Source organism: Bacillus cereus group sp. BfR-BA-01309 (assembly GCF_022664315.1).
Taxonomy (GTDB): Bacteria; Bacillota; Bacilli; order Bacillales; family Bacillaceae_G; genus Bacillus_A; species Bacillus_A mobilis.
The window spans coordinates 176009-193022 of sequence record NZ_JAKUHE010000008.1 but is presented as its reverse complement, the minus strand read 5'-3'; the positions used below and the strand labels follow the sequence as shown (position 1 = coordinate 193022).

The following is a 17014-nucleotide window of genomic DNA, read 5'->3' as shown; positions in this document are numbered from 1 at the left end:
TTCTGCTTTCTCTTAGGTGCTTGTCCACTTCACATTATAGGGAGGGATTGTAAAGGTAGATTGGATAAAAAATTAAGAGTTTTTTAAGAGATTTTATCTTTTCATTGCAACCCACAATTCGAGCTTCACGCCAATCTAGCTTTCTAGCCTTTAACATTACATACATGTAAATTTTGATGTTAAATCTTTTCGTTTCATACGTTGTTTTTTATTACTTCTAATTTTCGGGAAAAAGCCACTAATTAATAATGTTATCATCCATGCCATTATTAGAATAAAATTTATTGTATTACCAGAATTCAAGCTGAAAATTCTCCACAAATAGGCAGCACAAAAAACGAGGATAGCAGTAATACTAAGTAAAAATGTCCTAACTACTAATCCGATGTAGGATTTCTTCTCTTGCTTAAAAATGAAAGTCCTTCTACCTTTGTACAATCTAATTACAAATAGCAGCAAATATAAACCAAGTGTGGCTCCAATAACAATTGATGTAATAGAGTTGTTTTTTCTCTGCTCAGCTAGAGAGAAGTAACTTTCAGGTAATTTTCCCGTTTCATGTTCAATCCATGCATGGTAAATATCCTGTCGTAAATCTATACCACCTTCACCATTTGTAAGGATTACCAATCCATCCTTTGTATTAGGAATGAAACCATAAAAAGAATGCCACCCTCGATTGTCACCAGAATGATAAAGTAATTTCCATTGATTAGATAGTTTTTTTTCAAATATACCTAAACCATTCTCCCCTAATACCGGCTTTTGCATTTCCGTAACACGTTCACTTTTGATGACACCATTACCTTTATTATTTGCATCCATGCTTGCAAGTATCAATGTCATCATATCCGTAACATTTGTCTTGAGACCTGCAGCAGCCTGTTCGGTAAATTGATAACTAGGGAGCTCCTCTCCAAAATATCCATAAGCTTTCGACAGGTTATGGTTTTCAGGACGTTGTAAGAATGAACTAGATTTCATTCCTAAAGGTTTCATAATTTGTTCTTCCATATAACGATCAAACGGTATTCTGGTAACCTCTTCCATTACAAGTTGTAAAATTGTATATCCGCCACCAGAGTAAATTGTTTCTGAACCTGGTTTATTGGTAACCTCCACTGGTTCATTAAGCCCTCCTTTTCCAGACAGAGACTCCTCAATAGAGTCAAGATGTTTCCCTGGTGCAACCCCGAGGTATCCTTTATGTGCAGACAGCCCTGCTGTATGGCTTAACAATCTTCTTATTGTGACTTCATTATTATGAAACTCTGAATTAGGTAATTTCCATTTGGTCAGATATTTTCCAACGGGATCATCTAGTGATAAACGACCTTCATCTACAAGATGTAGGATTCCCCATGCTGTAAGGTTTTTAGATATGGAACCAGCTTGAAACAATGTATCATCACTCACCGCTTTTTTTGTCTTTTTGTCTACATAACCGTAATTAAGTGTATAAGCAATACGCCCCTCATGTACAATCCCTATTGCAACCCCTGGTACCTCATAATTCTCCTGCCATTTTGGTACCTGTTCATCCAGCTTTTTTTTGAAATCCTCTATACTTCTATCAGTCAACGTGCCCGATTCTGCCCTCACCACATTTGTAAACCATGCTTCATTCGTAATGAATATACAAATCATTAAACATAAAATACTTTTGCATATTATCGATGCTTTTTGCCTATTCTTCATTTGCTCTACCCCTTTTTCAGAATATTCTACCCGTCAATCAGAGTATCCCATTCTATCGATTTTTATTACTTAACCTTACAAAATTGTAATAAAAATCAAAGTTCTACATACTTAGGGGGTTACTGTTCTTTATTCGAGAGCAGTGAATTTAATACAAAAAAAAGACACAGAGATTCCTCCCCATGCCTACTAATCCTCTACTTCTTCACTGCATGCACGTAATGCACCGTCTCAAAAGCTTTTAAATAATCGTTTCGTCCTTCAAAATATAATGTATGAATGTCTTTTGGTGATAAGTGTTCATAAATGAGTAAGCCCGCCTTCTCTAACAGTGCTTCCATTTCGGTATAAGAAAAACACGATTTCATCGGTTCCCCACCTACTGCAGCCATTTTCACCATATTTTCAACTCGATTGGACAGCCCTTTTTCTGTAAATAAGTTTTCATCCGGATAATCGAAAACGATAGAGCTTCCCTCTGGAACCATCTCGAATAAATATTCTATTAAACTAGAAAGCTCCTCTTTCGTTAAATAGTACGTAACACCTAATAGGCTAAAGAAAGTTTTTTTATTTTCAAATCCTTCATTTGCTAATGTTTTCTTAGAGAAATCTTTCGTGAAATCCATCGAAACAAAATGAAGGTTGCTTGGAATCTCATACTCTGCTTCTTTCACTCTTTGTATTTTAAACACTTGCGTAGAAGGATGATCCACTTCAAATATTTCTATTTTATTTTCTAATTCTCGGTGTCTAAAACTAAATGTGTCTAAGCCCGCACCGAGTATGACGTATTGTTTTGCTCCTAATGTAATCTCATGTAGTAATACTCTTTCACAATATGCCGCGCGTGCCAAAGGTGTTGGTGATAATTGAACTTGTGTAATCCATTTTAATATTTCTTGTGGATTGTCTTGAAACTTCTCTGCAATGTCTGTATTAAAAAAATGTATTCCTTGAACCATGTTCATTTCAATATCGTTACGTTCCTTTTGTGGAATGAAATCTTTAGCTACATAATCATCAAAGATTTTAGGACGATCAAATTCACTATGATACGCCCTTCCGAAAGCTGATACTAGCGACGTTACACTTGCTTCACCTTTTTTCACGCACATACACTCCTTCATTTTCACAACAAAAATAGGGTTCCCCTGGCCAGGAGAACCCTATTATACACTTTATTTTTACGTTGGTAAATTATAGCACAAATAAGTTTTTTTGTCAATTTTTCCAGCCTGCTATCACTCCAACAATTTGTATATTCTTTAGCAGGAAAATTGTCGATCCACACAGAATGTTCCAAATTACAACAATACATATGGAGGCCAATATGAAACGATTAGTGATCATTACCGTAGGAAAAACACACAGCGGAAAAACTACATTTGCTCAAGAACTAGAAAAAGAGGTACCCCACTCTTTCGTTATGGATCAAGATAACCAAGCAGAATTTATTAACTCGCATTATGAAAAATTACAGCCGGCTGAAGGCGCCAATACCTTTAAACACGGTCTTTCGAAATTCATTGTTGATTATGCAAAAGAACATACAAATTTACACCTTATTATTTGCAACTCAAATAGAAGCCGAAATGGCCGGATGTATTTACTAAATGAATTGTTTCCAAAAGAAGACTATGTACGCATACTCGTTCATTTTGATATTCCAGATGATGTACTTTACGAAAGAGTAGCTCGAAGCACGCGAAGTACGAATATTTTTAGAGGCAGTTATTCTAGTTTCAAAGAAGTACTCGATCGACAACAGTCTGAATCACTACAAGAAGATGTAGTAGATCCTATAGAAAACGAGGCTGATTATTTGTTTGTTATTCGCAATAGCAAGGATATAAACTTTACTATAGAAGAAATTGTGCATCTTGTTAAAGATTTGTCCCCTACTCCAAAATAGGAGACTATGAGAATTACATAATGATAGATTATTATGCAAATACTTCCTCTAGACATCGTACATGGTATATAATGATGTAATAATCTATTATTATATGCTCAATTTTACACAATAGAGTGCATTCATAGGAAAGAGGTACAAAAATATGAAAACAAAACAAACAATTGCTGCGTCTACACTAGCTTTAGCAATGATTGCTGGCGCAAACTCTGCTCATGCGGAAGTAACTGATGCTACTCCTCAGCAAAGTACGGGAGATCGATTAGCTGAAATTAAGCAACATAGACAAGAGTTAGATGCGAAATTGCAGCAGCACAAAGAAAACGTGGATCAAACATTGAATGAACTTAACCAAGTTAAGGAAAATGTTGATACGAAGGTTAATGAACTACATGAGCGTAAACAAATTGCTGATGAAAAAATCAATGAGATTAAACAACGTAAAGAAGAGTTAGATGCAAAACTTCAGCAAGACAAGCAAATCGCCGAAGATAAGATCGCTGAAATTAAAGAGCATAAAAAACAAGTAGAAGACAAAGTTGCTGAAGTTAAAGAGCATAAGCAAAATATCGATAACAAAGTGAATGAGATTAAAGAGCATAAACAAACTGTCGATGAAAAAGTGAATGAAATTAAGCAACATAAAGAGAACATCGATCAAAAGGTTAATGAACTTAAGGAAGTTAAAAAACAGATAGATGAAAAATTAGCTGAGTTAAAGAAAGCAAAACAAACTGCTGAGGACAAACTTGCTGAGCTAAAAGAAAATAAGCCGAATACTGGTAACACGTTAGAGGAACTTAAGAAAATTAAAGGCAATTTAGATAGTCTTTCCGCTAACTTAGAACTAGCTAAACAAGATGTAAAAAACAAACTTGCTGAATTACAAAAAGCTAGAGAAGAATTACTAAATAAAATTAACGAGATAAAACAAGCGAAACAAACTGTTTCAGATGATTTAACAAAGAAAAAACAAGACTTAGATATTAAAATCAACGACTTTAAACATACTGAGAAAAAAATTGAAGACAAATTAGCTGAGGTACATACAACGAAGCAAAATGTAGATAACAAAATTAATGAAGTATCTCAATCAAAACAAACTGAAACAAAGACTGGTACTACAAACACAAACAATAATCCTAAAGAACTTCCTAACGCTGGTAGTGAGCAATCAAACAATATGGCTTTAGGTATGTTATCTGTATTAGGCGGCGTTTTATTACTTACGCGTAATAAAATTAAAGCGTTATTCTCAAAATAAAGCACTTATACAAAAGACAACCGCACACTTGTGCGATTGTCTTTTTTCTTTATATTAACTTCCCATCTCGAAGTGTCAATATACGATCACATACATCAAGCATTCTTTCATCATGTGTAATCATAATTGCTGCTTTTTGGCTCTCTTTCACTTCACGTTTCATCATTTCTACGACTTCACGTGCGCGTTTTGAGTCTAAGCTTGCCGTTGGTTCATCCGCTAATATTAGGTCTGGGTTGTTCATAAACGCACGAGCGATTGCTACCCTTTGTTTTTCCCCACCAGATAATTGATTTGGATAATGTTTTTTTCTTTCGCCTAATCCAAATGCCGCTAATAAATGATCCACACGCTTTTCTGATTCTTGTTTATTGTCTTTTTTAAGCTTTGCAATGTAAAGTAATTGTTCTTTTACATTTAAATATGGAACAAGATTTGCGAATTGGAAAATGAAGCCGATTTTTTTCAAACGAATGTCTGTCATTTCCTTTTCCGATAACTTCGTAATATTTTTCTCACGAATGTAAATATCCCCTTTTGACGGTGATAATAGCGCACCCGCAATTGATAATAACGTACTTTTTCCTGATCCAGAAGGACCGACGATTCCGATAAACTCTCCAGCTTTCACATCAAGTGACATCGGATGAAGGGCTGTTACTTCCGTATTCCCTTCTCCGTACACTTTACTTACTTTGTCTAATTTCAATAATGAAGTCATTACATCCCGCCTCCAATTGCTTCTAATGCATCAACTTTTAATACTTGGTATAACGAAATAAGTGTTCCTAAAATACTAATTACGATAAAGATTGCTGCGTATTGTGCAATCATCGGTGTTGTTAATAAGAACGGCATACCCGCTGGTAAAATTTGTTCTAATCCTTGTACAAGAACAATACTGATTACCATTGCAACAACTGATAAGAATAACGCCTGCACGACTAAACTATTTGCTAAATAAGAGTTCTTTGTACCGATTGCTTTTAATACACCTAATTGCTGTGTTTTTTGCAGTGTAATGACGTAGAAGAATACACCGATTAGTAACGCAGCGATAACAAGTAAGAATGCAATGATCATCGTTAATGTTCCTTGCTCTTCTTTAAATCCTGGAATACTTTGCAGTACTTCTTTTTTGTCAATTACGTGTGCATTTTTAATTTCTTTATCTGTATTCAGCGCAATTGCACTATAATCTTTTTGGTTTGGTTGTGAAATAGATCCCCATACGTCTTCATTTACATAAACGACTGGTGTATGGCTAAACATTTGATCTTTCGTAAATCCAACGATTGTAAATTCTTTCTTTGAAACAGGATCAATAATTGTATCCCCGATATCGATTCCTTTTTCTTTAATAGATTCATCAGCAACCATTTCGTTGTTTGCTGTACCTAATTTCTCACCTTTTACAATTTTCGGTTCTAAAAATGAATCTCGTTCACTTGCGAAAATGGCAATATCCACTTTTTTCGAACTATCTTTCTTTTCATACGTTGAAACTTTCACACGAAACGGAACGGCCTCTTTCTCGCCTACTTGATTAACTACGTTATCTGCATCTTCTTTCTTAATTTGTGAACGAAGTAATTTATTTTCCGCATCACCTGCTAAAACGAACTTATTTGCCTCCATATTTTGAATCGATGAAGCATTATCATATGATAGTCCATTTGCTAATCCTGAAATAACAAGAACTAAAAATGATAATAACACCATAATCAGTCCGATTAATCCGTATCTTAATTTTGATTGTTTTAATTCACGCAGAGCTAAAAACATTTCGCTCGCTCCTTCCTCTTTCTTTCTATGCACTTATCATAAAAAAGAAATATGAACGGAATATGAACAGAAGATTACAGAGGGGAAGATTTAATTTTCAGAAAGTATTGAAAATAATTAGAATCCTTGATACAATTCAGTCAAATAATCTTGACCGAGTAATTTCATTTAAGGAGTTGATCATGTTGAAGCCCATGTTAACACTCACTACTTATAGCCAACTAAAAGCAATAAGCGATCCACTACGTGTCGAAATGATGATGCGTCTATGCGAACGTCCTTATACAGGACAATTACTATCTGAGAAATTCGGCATTCCAAGGGCGAAAATTCATTATCATTTAAAAGAATTAGAAAAGAATGGTTTTATAGAGATTGTTTATACAGAAGAAAAGAATGGCATCATTCAAAAATTTTATCAATCTGTCGCTAGAGGCTTCACCCCTGCCGCCGATCTATTACCTCATTTAGAAATGTTAAGCGAATCAGGTCGCCAAATCTTTTTACAAATGACAGAAAGAACAAAAAGCCACATTCTCGCTGCACCAGAAGAAGCTTTTACATTACGAAAAGTAAGCGAAGATCCAGCTGAGTGGAATTACGTTTCATCTTGCTGGGAGTTTGATGCCACGCCAGAACAATTTCAAGTGTGGGTGAAAAAGTTTCATGAATTAATGGGTGAATTAAACGAGATCACAAAAGACGCGGATAAAGATCCAAATAGTAAATCTTATTACATTTCTACTACTGCACTACAAATCGACGAACGAGCAATGCAGCGATTTGTTAAAAAAGAAGAAAAATCGTAATACGATTTTTTTTACACCAACGGTCAAATTTATTTTACCGAATAATTTTTTTATAAAGGAGTAGATAAAGTGGACATATTAAAAAAACGGAATTTCCTCTTATTATTTTTAGGGAGAATTTTTACGAACATAGGAGATAGCTTATATTATGTAGCTGCGATGTGGCTCGTATATGAACTTAGTGGTAATCCTTTTTATTCTGGATTGGCTGGTTTTCTTACATTATTACCTTCTGCACTTCAATTTCTTACTGGGCCATTCATTGATAGATGGTCAATTAAAAACACCCTCGTCATCACACAAGTTCTGCAATGTGTCCTAATATTAATCATTCCTATTACACACTACTTCGACCTATTAACTGTTCAACTACTACTCATCATTATGCCCATCGTAGCCTTTATCGAACAATTCGCCTATCCCGCACAATCAAAAGCTTTACCACTTCTACTGCATAAAACACAATTATTAAAAGGAAATTCACTCTTTTCATTTGCGTATCAAGGCATTGACTTAATTTGTACGACGCTTTCTGGCATATTAGTAGCACTACTTGGAGCCATCACTTTATATGTAATCGACTCTTTTACATTCGCGATTACTGCCCTTTTGTTCTTTTCATTAAAAATGCCAAAACAAGCAGAAACCAATACATCGCTATCAACTAAACAATATTTCTCTGATTTAAAAGAAGGTTTTTCCATCGTCTTTCGTTCATTAATGGGCGTATTCTTAATCGGTTCAGTAGTCGCTAATTTTTCAATCGGTATGACGATGGCGATACTCCCTTCTTTCGCTGATTCTTTAGGAGGCGTGAAATCATATGGCTTCTTTCTAGCTGCTATATCAGCAGGTAGTCTCATCGGTGCATTATTCAGTTCATGGGTTGGTAAACGTAATGTTGGCCGTGTCTCTATTCTTGGTTTTGCGACTGGCGCTATCTTTTGGTTTCTCTCTACGATCGTACCGTTTCAATGGCTATCTATTCTCTTATTCGGCCTAGCTTGGATTCCAATTGGTGCGACCAATATATTATTTGCAACAATTAGTCAAATTGTAATTCCAAACCAATATATTGGACGCATTAACTCAGTCATGCGAAGTATGGGCACAGTTGCTATGCCATTCGGCTCTTTAATTGGTGGATATGCTGCGAATGTATTTAGTAGCCAACTCATTTTCGCACTAGCTAGCATAGGGATTTTCTTCATTTCTCTCGTATGGCTACTTCATCCGAAATTACGAGCATTGCCGAAAGCTGATGAAATTACAACGGATACTTTTGGGGTTCGGTTTAAAGTAGAGCGCGGGAAAGGTGCGGCTTTATAGTAGAAACAAACATAACCCCGTTCTAAATATAGGACGGGGTTATGTTTGTAGTTATTTAATTTTGAATGTACAGTACTTCACTAAAAATATAACAATAGCACCAACTATAACGTTCAATTAACGATTTGATGGCCAAGACCCCTGCATTTTCCTTAATTGAATAATTTGGCCTGTATGATAAGCATCATGAAGCATGATGTCTAATAATTTCCCCTCAAGTGAATTTTGTTCAAGCTCTTTTTCGGAAATTGCGCTTAATACCTGTCTTAAATTACGCTGAGCACTTTCAGAACGTTCAACGACTTCCTTCCATTCCGTGTCATTATTAGATTGCTTAGTAAGATAAAAAGTGTCATTACCGTCAAGATAATGTGTCCATTCATGGCCTTCCAAGTTTGCAGCAAGCCTCTCTTTGTAATAAATGAGATGATTAACGCTCTCCCAAATGGTATTCGTTGCCTCACCAGATGGTTTCCACATAGCCTGTTCGGCTGTAAGTCCTTCTATAGCATGTTTAAACGGTGCATACCAACTCTCTTTATCGAATGTTGAATCTAGTACGTTTAATAACAAGTCAGTTCGTTTCAAAGTAATTTCCCCCCCTACACGGTTCAAGTTTTAATACAATCCTTCTAACTCTGTAGAGATTCTACATTTTTAAATAAACTTCCTCCTGTTCCCAATCCACAAACTCGTCCGATTATGTAATGAAAATGACTCCCATTTTTTCACTTTACACGTAGACTAACGAACAAAAAAAGAGACCATTCCAAATGATCTCTTCCCTGCATCTATTTCGGAAGCTCCACCTGAACAGTAGTCCCTTCCCCTTTCATGCTATACACTGAAACGTTCCCCTGATGCAGTTCCACAATCTTCTGTACAATCGATAACCCTAAACCGCTGCCTTCTACGTTTCTTGCCCTAGCTGTATCTACTTTGTAAAAACGATCAAATATACGGTCCATTTCTTCTCTTTCCATACCAATTCCGTTGTCTGATATAGAGATCATCACACTTGATTCTAATTCTTCTACAACAAATTCAATCGTTCCACCGTCGTTTGAAAACTTAATGCTATTCGTAAAGATGTTACTCCATACTTGATGAAGTAAGTTTTCATCACCTTGTATTGTAATGTCCGGCACATCAAATTCAACGGCGATATCTTTTTCACGCCATTTCCACTCGAGCATAAAAATAACGTCTTTAATTTGCTTCTGCAAATTGAATTCTTTTATTTGTAATACTTTCTCTTCTTTATCTAGTGAAGCTAGCGTAAGTAACTGTTTACATAAACTAGACATTCGCTTACTTTCGCCCTCAATAATTTGTAAGTAATGGTTTCTTTCTTCCGCACTCATCTCTTCTGACTGTAACGTTTTCGAGAATCCTTGAATGGAAGAAAGCGGCGATTGGAATTCGTGAGAAACGTTTGAAACGAATTCTTGTCTCATCTCATCTAATTCTTTAATACTTTTCGTCATCTTTTGAAAATTAGTTGCTAATGTACCAATTTCATCTTTTCGATTTTCATCTAATTCGATATCATATTCACCATTTGCAATCTTTTGCGTCGCTTTCGTAAATGTACGAATCGGACGAACGATATAACCTGCTGCAATCGCTATAAAAATGATACTTAATACAACGATGAAACCGAGTAATACCGCTAGAAAAATTCGCATCTCGCCAAATTGGTTCTGAATGTCAGGACGAATAAATAAAGCGTACTGTTTATCACTGTGTTGCACTGGTACACCGACACTATTAATTAATTCATTATCGAAAAACCCTGTAATAAAGAGGCGCGTTGGATATGTGGAAACGCCGTTAAACGTTTCCCCTTGCAACACTTTATGAACAGTATCATCACTAATAGACGTTTTACGAAACGCATTACCGATACGCTTTCCATTCTTTTTGTCATCTACAATGTAAATTTCATATCCTAATTTCGCAATAGACTGTAAGTACGCCTCTTTATTTTCTTCACTTTGTTTTTCATATAACGCTTTAACTTCTTCCGCGTACATTAAAATCTTTTCACTGTTATACGGTTTTAACTTCACTTGATAGTACACATTTGTTAATAAAAAACCGATCATACTACTAAGTAGCATGATCCCAACCGTCATAAAAACAAATCTAGAGTATAATGATTTCATTTTATTTCAACTCCAACTTATAACCGAGTCCGCGTACTGTCGTAATTTGAAAATCATCCGTTCGTTTTGAGAAACGATCTCGTAGTCGTTTCACATGAACATCAACTGTTCGTTCATCTCCTTCAAAATCCATTCCCCATACTAATTCAATTAATTCTTCTCTTGAAAATGTTCTTCCAGGATAACTAGCCAGTTGCGATAACAATTCAAATTCTTTTAATGGAAGCAGAATTGTTTGACCGTTACACTTCACTTCAAAGCCTTTTCGATCAATTGTCGTACCGTGCAGTGTAATAATATCAGCACTCAGCATTTGATAACGACGTAGTAATGCTTTCATACGGAAAATAACTTCAGCTGGCTCAAACGGTTTTACAATATAATCGTCCGTACCAGAAATGAATCCTTTTTCTTTATCAACTAACTGATCTTTCGCAGTTAATAAAATAACCGGTATATCATGATACTTCCGGATTTCCTCACATAACGTATAGCCATCAACAAACGGCATCATAATGTCTACTATCGCAAGATGAATATTTTCTTTTTCTAAAACGCTTTGCGCTACCTTTCCATCTTCTGCTTCAAAAACTTTGAACCCCTCTTTTTGTAAATGGTAATGCAACAACTCTCTAATATGCTTATCATCATCAGCTAATAAAATATGTATCATCTTCATTAAACCCTCTCTTGTTCATCCTTCTACATTTCTTACATTAAGAAACAATTGGTTTTTTTGCAAGAAAAAGAAAAAGAATCTATTTTGAAAAAAGATTATTCAAAATAGATTCTTACGTTTTAGTATTAAGATTATTTTAATGAAAAATAAGTTCTAAGCTTTAGAAATATCAACGAATCCTTCTCCAAATACGTCACGAACATCGTGTATAGCGATAAACGCAGCTGGATCCGTAGTTTGAACAATCCGTTTTAGCTTCACTACTTCTTGCTTATTAATAACAACATAAAGAATTTCCTTCGGCGTTTTCGTGTAATAGCCATGACCTGAGTACACGGTAACCCCTCTGCCCATTAAGGTAGTAACCTTCCCGGCAATTTCATTCGGGTTATCAGAAATAATCGTAATAGCCTTCTTCGGATTTAAACCTTCAATTACAAATTCCATCACTTTCGTTGCTACATATAGCATAATAATTGTTATCATCAGTTTTTCTGCACCAATGATGAAATACGATGAAAACGCAACGATTAAATCGAAGAACAGTAAACCGTAGCTAATGCTCCAACCTAAATATTTATGCGTCATCCTTGCTAAGATGGTAGTACCAGCAGTTGTTCCGCCAACGCGAATAATAAGACCAATCCCGCATCCAATAAATATTCCTCCGAAAATGGCATTTACGAGCATTTCATCCGAAGCAATCGTCCAGCCTTCTGTCAAATGAAGAAATAGCGAGTTTGTAACTACAGCGATAATCGTATAAATTGTTGTAATCTTATTTAAAAACTTATAACCGGCTATTAACAAAATCGAATTTAAAATTAAGTTAACTAAGCCCGGTGACCATTCAAATAAATAGTACGTAATAATCGTGATACCTGTTACCCCACCCTCACCAAACTCATTCGGGATAACAAACAAATTAACACCTAACGCAAAAAGAAATGCACCGATAATAATAAAAATAATGTCTGTCGTTCTTTTTTTCATACAGTACCTCACTTCTTATGTAAATATTTATTCTGTCATAAACTCTCACCATTATATCGTGGAATATTCAAATCGAACAGTGGTTTATTTTTATTTTAATATAGGGTAATAAATCAACTTCATCCTACATCCACAAGTAATTAAAAAAGTAAAACAACTGTATTTATTATGTACTACAAATAAAGTTTTGATTTCACAAGCCATTCAGCCTAAAAAATGAATATAAACACTCTCACTCGCGCAAAATTTGAATACAAAGCAAATAGGCGAAGCTATAGAATAAACTTCGCATCAAGCGTGTAATCATAGAGATTTATATAAAATTTTATATTCATACATTCCAGTAATAAATTCACTTATCTTTCTCCATATATTCTTTAATCTTTCGTTCTTCCCACTCTTTTCCGAATATCCCAACTGGAAAAGTTGTCAAACCATGTATAACGATACCGATCCCCCAACCTGCAAGTGGATATAAAAACCATAATTTACTTGAATCAGAGATTATATTTATAATAAACAGCATTACGTTCACTAGTATATAAACCGTTAAATGAATGTAAAAAGCTTTTAAATTCTCGACCCTTTTTTTAGCTCGTAAATAAACCTCATCTTGCTCCATCCTTAAACACCTCATTCCCTATTGTATGTTTTCACCTTCACTCCAGTATTAACATCATATTCTAATCGAAAATCCATTATTCTCAAAAAACACAAAACAAAAAGTACCCATCGAATTGTCATACATATGATCATTCGATGGGTACTGCATGATACATTTTTATAAGAATCTAATTAAGACCAGATCCAAACATCATCATTATTTTCAACGTTGCTCTTTACCTCATATACTTTTTCAATATGATCCGTTGTGTTCCAGTTAATAGAACTTCCACCCCAGCCCACATACTTCATATCAATTTTCACTGTCTCACCCGTATGAAATACTTGTCCCTTCGTTAAAAAAACATCAATGATAACTTTCTTCCCGTTTAGTGATGGATACTCAACTACGACATATTTAGTAGAACCGTTTCCCTCCTCTACCATCGATCCTACTTTTGATACTTCCCCAATCACATAATCAGGAGAGTCGTCTTCTTTCATGTGCATACCTAATTTATTTGAAGTATTTTCAACTGTATTTGCAATCATGTATTCCGTGAAATTACGCATCATAGATCCAGTAGCTTTAACCTCATCCCCTACTTTCACATTTGAGAAAGTATCCACGTATACACTAACAGGCTCTTCATATTGCTTAGATTTTACAACAATCACACCTTTATCTACTTCTATTACTCGTCCTTCTAACGTCGAGAAGTTCGACTCAATAGAAGCCGCACTCACTTTTGACAGTTCGAATCCTGGTAAATTCGTTCCTGATAATGCTGCGATCCCTAAAGCACCTGCTAAAATTAATTTTTTCATACCCATATGTAACCTCTCCATTCATGATGATTATATTTTTTGATTGGATACGACCAACCTGTAACTATTATAGTTACAGGTTGTAGAAAATAGCAACCATCTTTCTTATGCAATGTTGCATACTGTAACTTTGAAATATACAGCAAGAGAGCTTTAATTTAATTCAAAGCTAAAATAACCTTATGACCACGGTATAAAGAAATTAAGAACTACTTTCGGTCCTAAGGTTAACAAATAGCTTTATAAAAACTCAATCAAAATTTATTCAACTAGTTGAAAAATGAACCATGTCGAATTTTATTTTCATAAAATTCAAATTTCAAGGAGGTTTTACAAAATATTACACAGAATTATTCGTATATCGTAATATAATTGGAAATTTTTTACGATTCATTTCATTTTATCTACCACGTTTAGACAAAATGGAAAACCATAGCAAAAGGAGAGAGATAGATTGAAAAGAAAAATTAGTACAGCTGTTGTAGGGTTATCAGTGTTTAGCTTTGGTCTTTTGGGTGTAAATATTGGAGATGGCGGCGTTGTAAAAGCGGAGCATGGTGAAACTTTTGCTCCAAAATTAGAAAGCCATGGGGACTACGGTGGCGCTCCTGCTTTAAATGTTGGTGATACTCCTGCTCCTAAATTAGATTCACATGGAGATTCATGGGCTCCTGCTTATGATCATGGAAGACCTCCTATTTCATCATATAATAAAGGAGATACTTGGGCTCCTTCTTATACAAATACTCATGGAGAAGGAATGGCTCCTAAAAAAGAGAGTCACGCTGACTTCTTTGCTCCTACGTTAGAAGCGCATGGTAATACTGGCGCTCCTGCTTTAAATGTTGGTGATACGCCGACTCCGAAATTTGAGAGCCATGCTGATACTCCTGCTCCGAAACTTGAGGGGCATGGGGATACTCCTGCTCCGAAACTTGAGGGGCATGGGGATACTCCTGCTCCGAAATTAGATGCTCATGGGGATACTCCTGCTCCGAAATTAGATGCTCATGGGGATACTCCTGCTCCGAAACTTGAGGGGCACGAACATTTCCCTGCTCCAAAACTAGAAGCTCACGGTGAAACTATTTAACATAAACCGCCTAGCTACATAGCTAGGCGGTTTATTTTTTCATCCTATTGACACCTCATGCATACTTTCTCAACTTTTATTTTAATACTGTACATGTGACATCATTTTATTAAGATTCTATAGTCAATTCTGATCCCTTCCCCCCAAAAACATAGGCAAAACTATAAAAACACATGGATTTACAAGTTTTAAAAAATCAGAATATTATTTATCAACAAAAAATTCCATATAATTACTTTTTATTGTGTTACCATTATAGTTACAATTATATAGAAAAATATACAAGGGGGCTAATATGAACATTTCATTAAAGGGGCATACATATACAACAAAACATTTAGAAGCTTGGTACCATGCAATCTTAACGCAAAACGTTAAGGAAGCACAAATTCAATTTCAAGAAGCTAAAAAAGAACATGAAGAAATGCTATTGAAAGAAACAGAAACATTTCCACTTTATCATTTATATTACGCATTACTCCAGTTCCGACATACAGCTCTGACAGATGGACTATCAATCACGAAAGATAGTTTTCAAATCATAGAAGACCAAGAAAAACCAGAAGATAAACATTTATCTTATCTATATCATTATTATAAAGCGATTTATTTTGCAGCAATTAATCATTATCAAGAAGCGGAAGAATATTTCTTAAAAGCACAGGCACTTTTATCCGGACACAGTCAAATTGAACAAGCTGATTTCTATTACCGATACGCTGCTTATCATTGTCACCAACAACAACCAAGTTTTGCGATTGTAAATGCTTCTAAAGCATTAGAATTTTTTGAAACGCAACACGGATGTGATAGAAATATTTCTTCCTGTTTAAGTGTACTTGGTGCTTCTTATGTAGACGTAGGACATTTTGAACAAGCTGAGGAAAGCTATAACAAAGCGTTAGATATTCTCCAAAAATTAAATGAAGAATCATTACAACTGTATGTGCGCGGTAATCTAGGTCATCTATATGCTAGCCAGAATCTTTCTGAAGAAGCGATCCGTCACTTGACACAAGTTGTTGAAAAAATCCCATCTCACTACAAAGCTATATTCTTACTTGCACAAGAACATGAAAAATTAGGACTTATCGACAAAGCAAACCACTACATTAAAATAGGAAAACAACTTATTTCTGAACTTGGTAATGAAGAGCACAAACATCACTTTGCTATACTAGAAGCTTTCACGAATCAAACTGAATTAGACAAAATTGAACCGATTGTTTTAGAAGGAATTGAATACTTCAATAAAGAATCTTTATATATCTATGTTTCTGAGTATCTTGAAAAACTAGCTCTTGCGTTTTATAACAAACAACAACATGAAAAAGCAAGTTTATACTTCTTTAATAGTACAATAGCAAAAAAATCAAATGAAAGAGGGTTAAAGAAATGAAAAAAACAATTGGTAAAATCGCTGTAGGTATTGCATTTACAGGTATTACTACATTTGGCTTAAACGCAGGTTTCACAAATCAAGCTGGACATACTCACTTCCCGTCTCCACCAGCTCCTTCTTTTTCTGAGGGCCATACTGGCGGCGCTCCTGCATTAAACATCGGTGACACTGGTGGGGCTCCTAAACAAGAAGGGCATGCACATTTCCCTGCTCCAAAAGTTGAAGCTCATGGCCATACTGGCGGCGCTCCTGCTAATTCTGAAATTGGTACAAGTATTTAAGTTACCCAAATTGAAATCTATTTTGTTTACCATTTTCATATATTTACAAGGAAACCATTTGATGTAACGAATATTACGTATATACATGATTTCTATTGTGATACACTCTGCCGTAGAAAAATTCCCAATACATATGTGGTTTTCAAGTCTAAAAAATACACCTAGTA

At 35.2% G+C, this 17014-nt stretch carries 17 protein-coding genes; 7 read left to right on the top strand and 10 right to left on the bottom strand.

The window, feature by feature from the left end; all coding sequences use genetic code 11:
- Positions 1-156 precede the first annotated feature (156 nt).
- Both MR115_RS17055 and MR115_RS17050 read right to left on the bottom strand, forming a co-directional pair.
- Positions 157-1698, bottom strand: coding sequence for a serine hydrolase domain-containing protein (locus MR115_RS17055; RefSeq protein ID WP_242242076.1), 1542 nt, complete (start codon positions 1696-1698; stop codon positions 157-159).
- A 197-nt stretch (positions 1699-1895) separates the two neighbouring features.
- A complete protein-coding gene (locus MR115_RS17050; RefSeq protein WP_242242075.1) occupies positions 1896-2810 on the bottom strand; it encodes a class I SAM-dependent methyltransferase in 915 nt (304 codons plus the stop codon).
- A gap of 209 nt (positions 2811-3019) precedes the next feature.
- Between MR115_RS17050 and MR115_RS17045 the strand changes: the two genes are divergently transcribed.
- Together MR115_RS17045 and MR115_RS17040 are read left to right on the top strand one after the other, a co-directional pair.
- Positions 3020-3613, top strand: coding sequence for an ATP-binding protein (locus MR115_RS17045; protein ID WP_242242156.1), 594 nt, complete (start codon positions 3020-3022; stop codon positions 3611-3613).
- A 145-nt stretch (positions 3614-3758) separates the two neighbouring features.
- Positions 3759-4877 carry an LPXTG cell wall anchor domain-containing protein gene (locus MR115_RS17040; RefSeq protein ID WP_242242074.1) on the top strand — a complete coding sequence of 373 codons (1119 nt, stop codon included), beginning with the start codon at positions 3759-3761 and terminating at the stop codon, positions 4875-4877.
- A 49-nt stretch (positions 4878-4926) separates the two neighbouring features.
- Here MR115_RS17040 and MR115_RS17035 read toward each other — a convergent pair whose 3' ends face one another.
- Positions 4927-5598, bottom strand: coding sequence for an ABC transporter ATP-binding protein (locus MR115_RS17035; protein WP_242242073.1), 672 nt, complete (start codon positions 5596-5598; stop codon positions 4927-4929).
- The gene (locus MR115_RS17030; protein WP_242242072.1) at positions 5598-6662 is read right to left on the bottom strand and encodes an ABC transporter permease; all 1065 of its coding nucleotides are present in this window, start codon (positions 6660-6662) and stop codon (positions 5598-5600) included. Before MR115_RS17030 ends, MR115_RS17035 begins: the two co-directional genes overlap by 1 nt.
- A 182-nt stretch (positions 6663-6844) precedes the next feature.
- Here MR115_RS17030 and MR115_RS17025 point away from each other — a divergent pair, with 182 nt between their 5' ends.
- Both MR115_RS17025 and MR115_RS17020 read left to right on the top strand, forming a co-directional pair.
- Complete coding sequence (locus MR115_RS17025; RefSeq protein ID WP_242242071.1) at positions 6845-7471, top strand: ArsR/SmtB family transcription factor; 627 nt, start codon at positions 6845-6847, stop codon at positions 7469-7471.
- A gap of 69 nt (positions 7472-7540) precedes the next feature.
- Positions 7541-8800, top strand: a complete 1260-nt coding sequence (locus MR115_RS17020) for an MFS transporter (RefSeq protein WP_242242070.1) — start codon at positions 7541-7543, stop codon at positions 8798-8800.
- Between the two features lie 117 nt (positions 8801-8917).
- Here the strand turns inward: MR115_RS17020 and MR115_RS17015 are convergent, their stop codons facing one another.
- The 6 genes from MR115_RS17015 to MR115_RS16990 all read right to left on the bottom strand — a co-directional run bounded on the left by MR115_RS17015 (position 8918) and on the right by MR115_RS16990 (position 14077).
- A complete protein-coding gene (locus MR115_RS17015; protein WP_242242155.1) occupies positions 8918-9388 on the bottom strand; it encodes a DinB family protein in 471 nt (156 codons plus the stop codon).
- Between the two features lie 203 nt (positions 9389-9591).
- Positions 9592-10968 (bottom strand): sensor histidine kinase, encoded by a 1377-nt coding sequence (locus MR115_RS17010; protein WP_242242069.1) that lies wholly within the window; start codon positions 10966-10968, stop codon positions 9592-9594.
- Position 10969: 1 nt separating this feature from the next.
- Positions 10970-11647, bottom strand: a complete 678-nt coding sequence (locus MR115_RS17005; protein ID WP_088029662.1) for a response regulator transcription factor — start codon at positions 11645-11647, stop codon at positions 10970-10972.
- A gap of 153 nt (positions 11648-11800) precedes the next feature.
- The gene (locus tag MR115_RS17000) at positions 11801-12640 is read right to left on the bottom strand and encodes a YitT family protein (RefSeq protein WP_242242068.1); all 840 of its coding nucleotides are present in this window, start codon (positions 12638-12640) and stop codon (positions 11801-11803) included.
- A 352-nt stretch (positions 12641-12992) separates the two neighbouring features.
- Positions 12993-13262: a 2TM domain-containing protein gene (locus tag MR115_RS16995; protein ID WP_098144526.1), complete on the bottom strand. Its 270-nt coding sequence runs from the start codon at positions 13260-13262 to the stop codon at positions 12993-12995.
- A gap of 173 nt (positions 13263-13435) precedes the next feature.
- Positions 13436-14077 carry a hypothetical protein gene (locus tag MR115_RS16990; protein ID WP_242242067.1) on the bottom strand — a complete coding sequence of 214 codons (642 nt, stop codon included), beginning with the start codon at positions 14075-14077 and terminating at the stop codon, positions 13436-13438.
- 448 nt (positions 14078-14525) lie between these two features.
- Between MR115_RS16990 and MR115_RS16985 the strand changes: the two genes are divergently transcribed.
- The 3 genes from MR115_RS16985 (at position 14526) to MR115_RS16975 (ending at position 16847) form a co-directional block, all read left to right on the top strand.
- On the top strand, positions 14526-15164 hold the full coding sequence (locus MR115_RS16985; protein ID WP_242242066.1) for a hypothetical protein: 639 nt from the start codon (positions 14526-14528) through the stop codon (positions 15162-15164).
- Between the two features lie 295 nt (positions 15165-15459).
- Positions 15460-16563: a tetratricopeptide repeat protein gene (locus MR115_RS16980; protein ID WP_242242065.1), complete on the top strand. Its 1104-nt coding sequence runs from the start codon at positions 15460-15462 to the stop codon at positions 16561-16563.
- Complete coding sequence (locus MR115_RS16975) at positions 16560-16847, top strand: hypothetical protein (protein ID WP_242242064.1); 288 nt, start codon at positions 16560-16562, stop codon at positions 16845-16847. The genes MR115_RS16980 and MR115_RS16975 overlap by 4 nt, the downstream gene beginning before the upstream one ends.
- Positions 16848-17014 lie beyond the last annotated feature (167 nt).

Bases quoted from the DNA above. Each gene is read 5' to 3' on its own strand.
- MR115_RS17040 (WP_242242074.1), top strand. From the start codon at position 3,759: ATGAAAACAAAACAAACAATTGCTGCGTCTACACTAGCTTTAGCAATG.
- MR115_RS16995 (WP_098144526.1), bottom strand. From the start codon at position 13,262: ATGGAGCAAGATGAGGTTTATTTACGAGCTAAAAAAAGGGTCGAGAAT.
- MR115_RS16975 (WP_242242064.1), top strand. From the start codon at position 16,560: ATGAAAAAAACAATTGGTAAAATCGCTGTAGGTATTGCATTTACAGGT.
- MR115_RS17005 (WP_088029662.1), bottom strand. From the start codon at position 11,647: ATGAAGATGATACATATTTTATTAGCTGATGATGATAAGCATATTAGA.
- MR115_RS17055 (WP_242242076.1), bottom strand. From the start codon at position 1,698: ATGAAGAATAGGCAAAAAGCATCGATAATATGCAAAAGTATTTTATGT.
- MR115_RS17025 (WP_242242071.1), top strand. From the start codon at position 6,845: ATGTTGAAGCCCATGTTAACACTCACTACTTATAGCCAACTAAAAGCA.
- MR115_RS17000 (WP_242242068.1), bottom strand. From the start codon at position 12,640: ATGAAAAAAAGAACGACAGACATTATTTTTATTATTATCGGTGCATTT.
- MR115_RS16990 (WP_242242067.1), bottom strand. From the start codon at position 14,077: ATGGGTATGAAAAAATTAATTTTAGCAGGTGCTTTAGGGATCGCAGCA.
- MR115_RS17010 (WP_242242069.1), bottom strand. From the start codon at position 10,968: ATGAAATCATTATACTCTAGATTTGTTTTTATGACGGTTGGGATCATG.
- MR115_RS16980 (WP_242242065.1), top strand. From the start codon at position 15,460: ATGAACATTTCATTAAAGGGGCATACATATACAACAAAACATTTAGAA.
- MR115_RS17030 (WP_242242072.1), bottom strand. From the start codon at position 6,662: ATGTTTTTAGCTCTGCGTGAATTAAAACAATCAAAATTAAGATACGGA.
- MR115_RS17035 (WP_242242073.1), bottom strand. From the start codon at position 5,598: ATGACTTCATTATTGAAATTAGACAAAGTAAGTAAAGTGTACGGAGAA.
- MR115_RS17045 (WP_242242156.1), top strand. From the start codon at position 3,020: ATGGAGGCCAATATGAAACGATTAGTGATCATTACCGTAGGAAAAACA.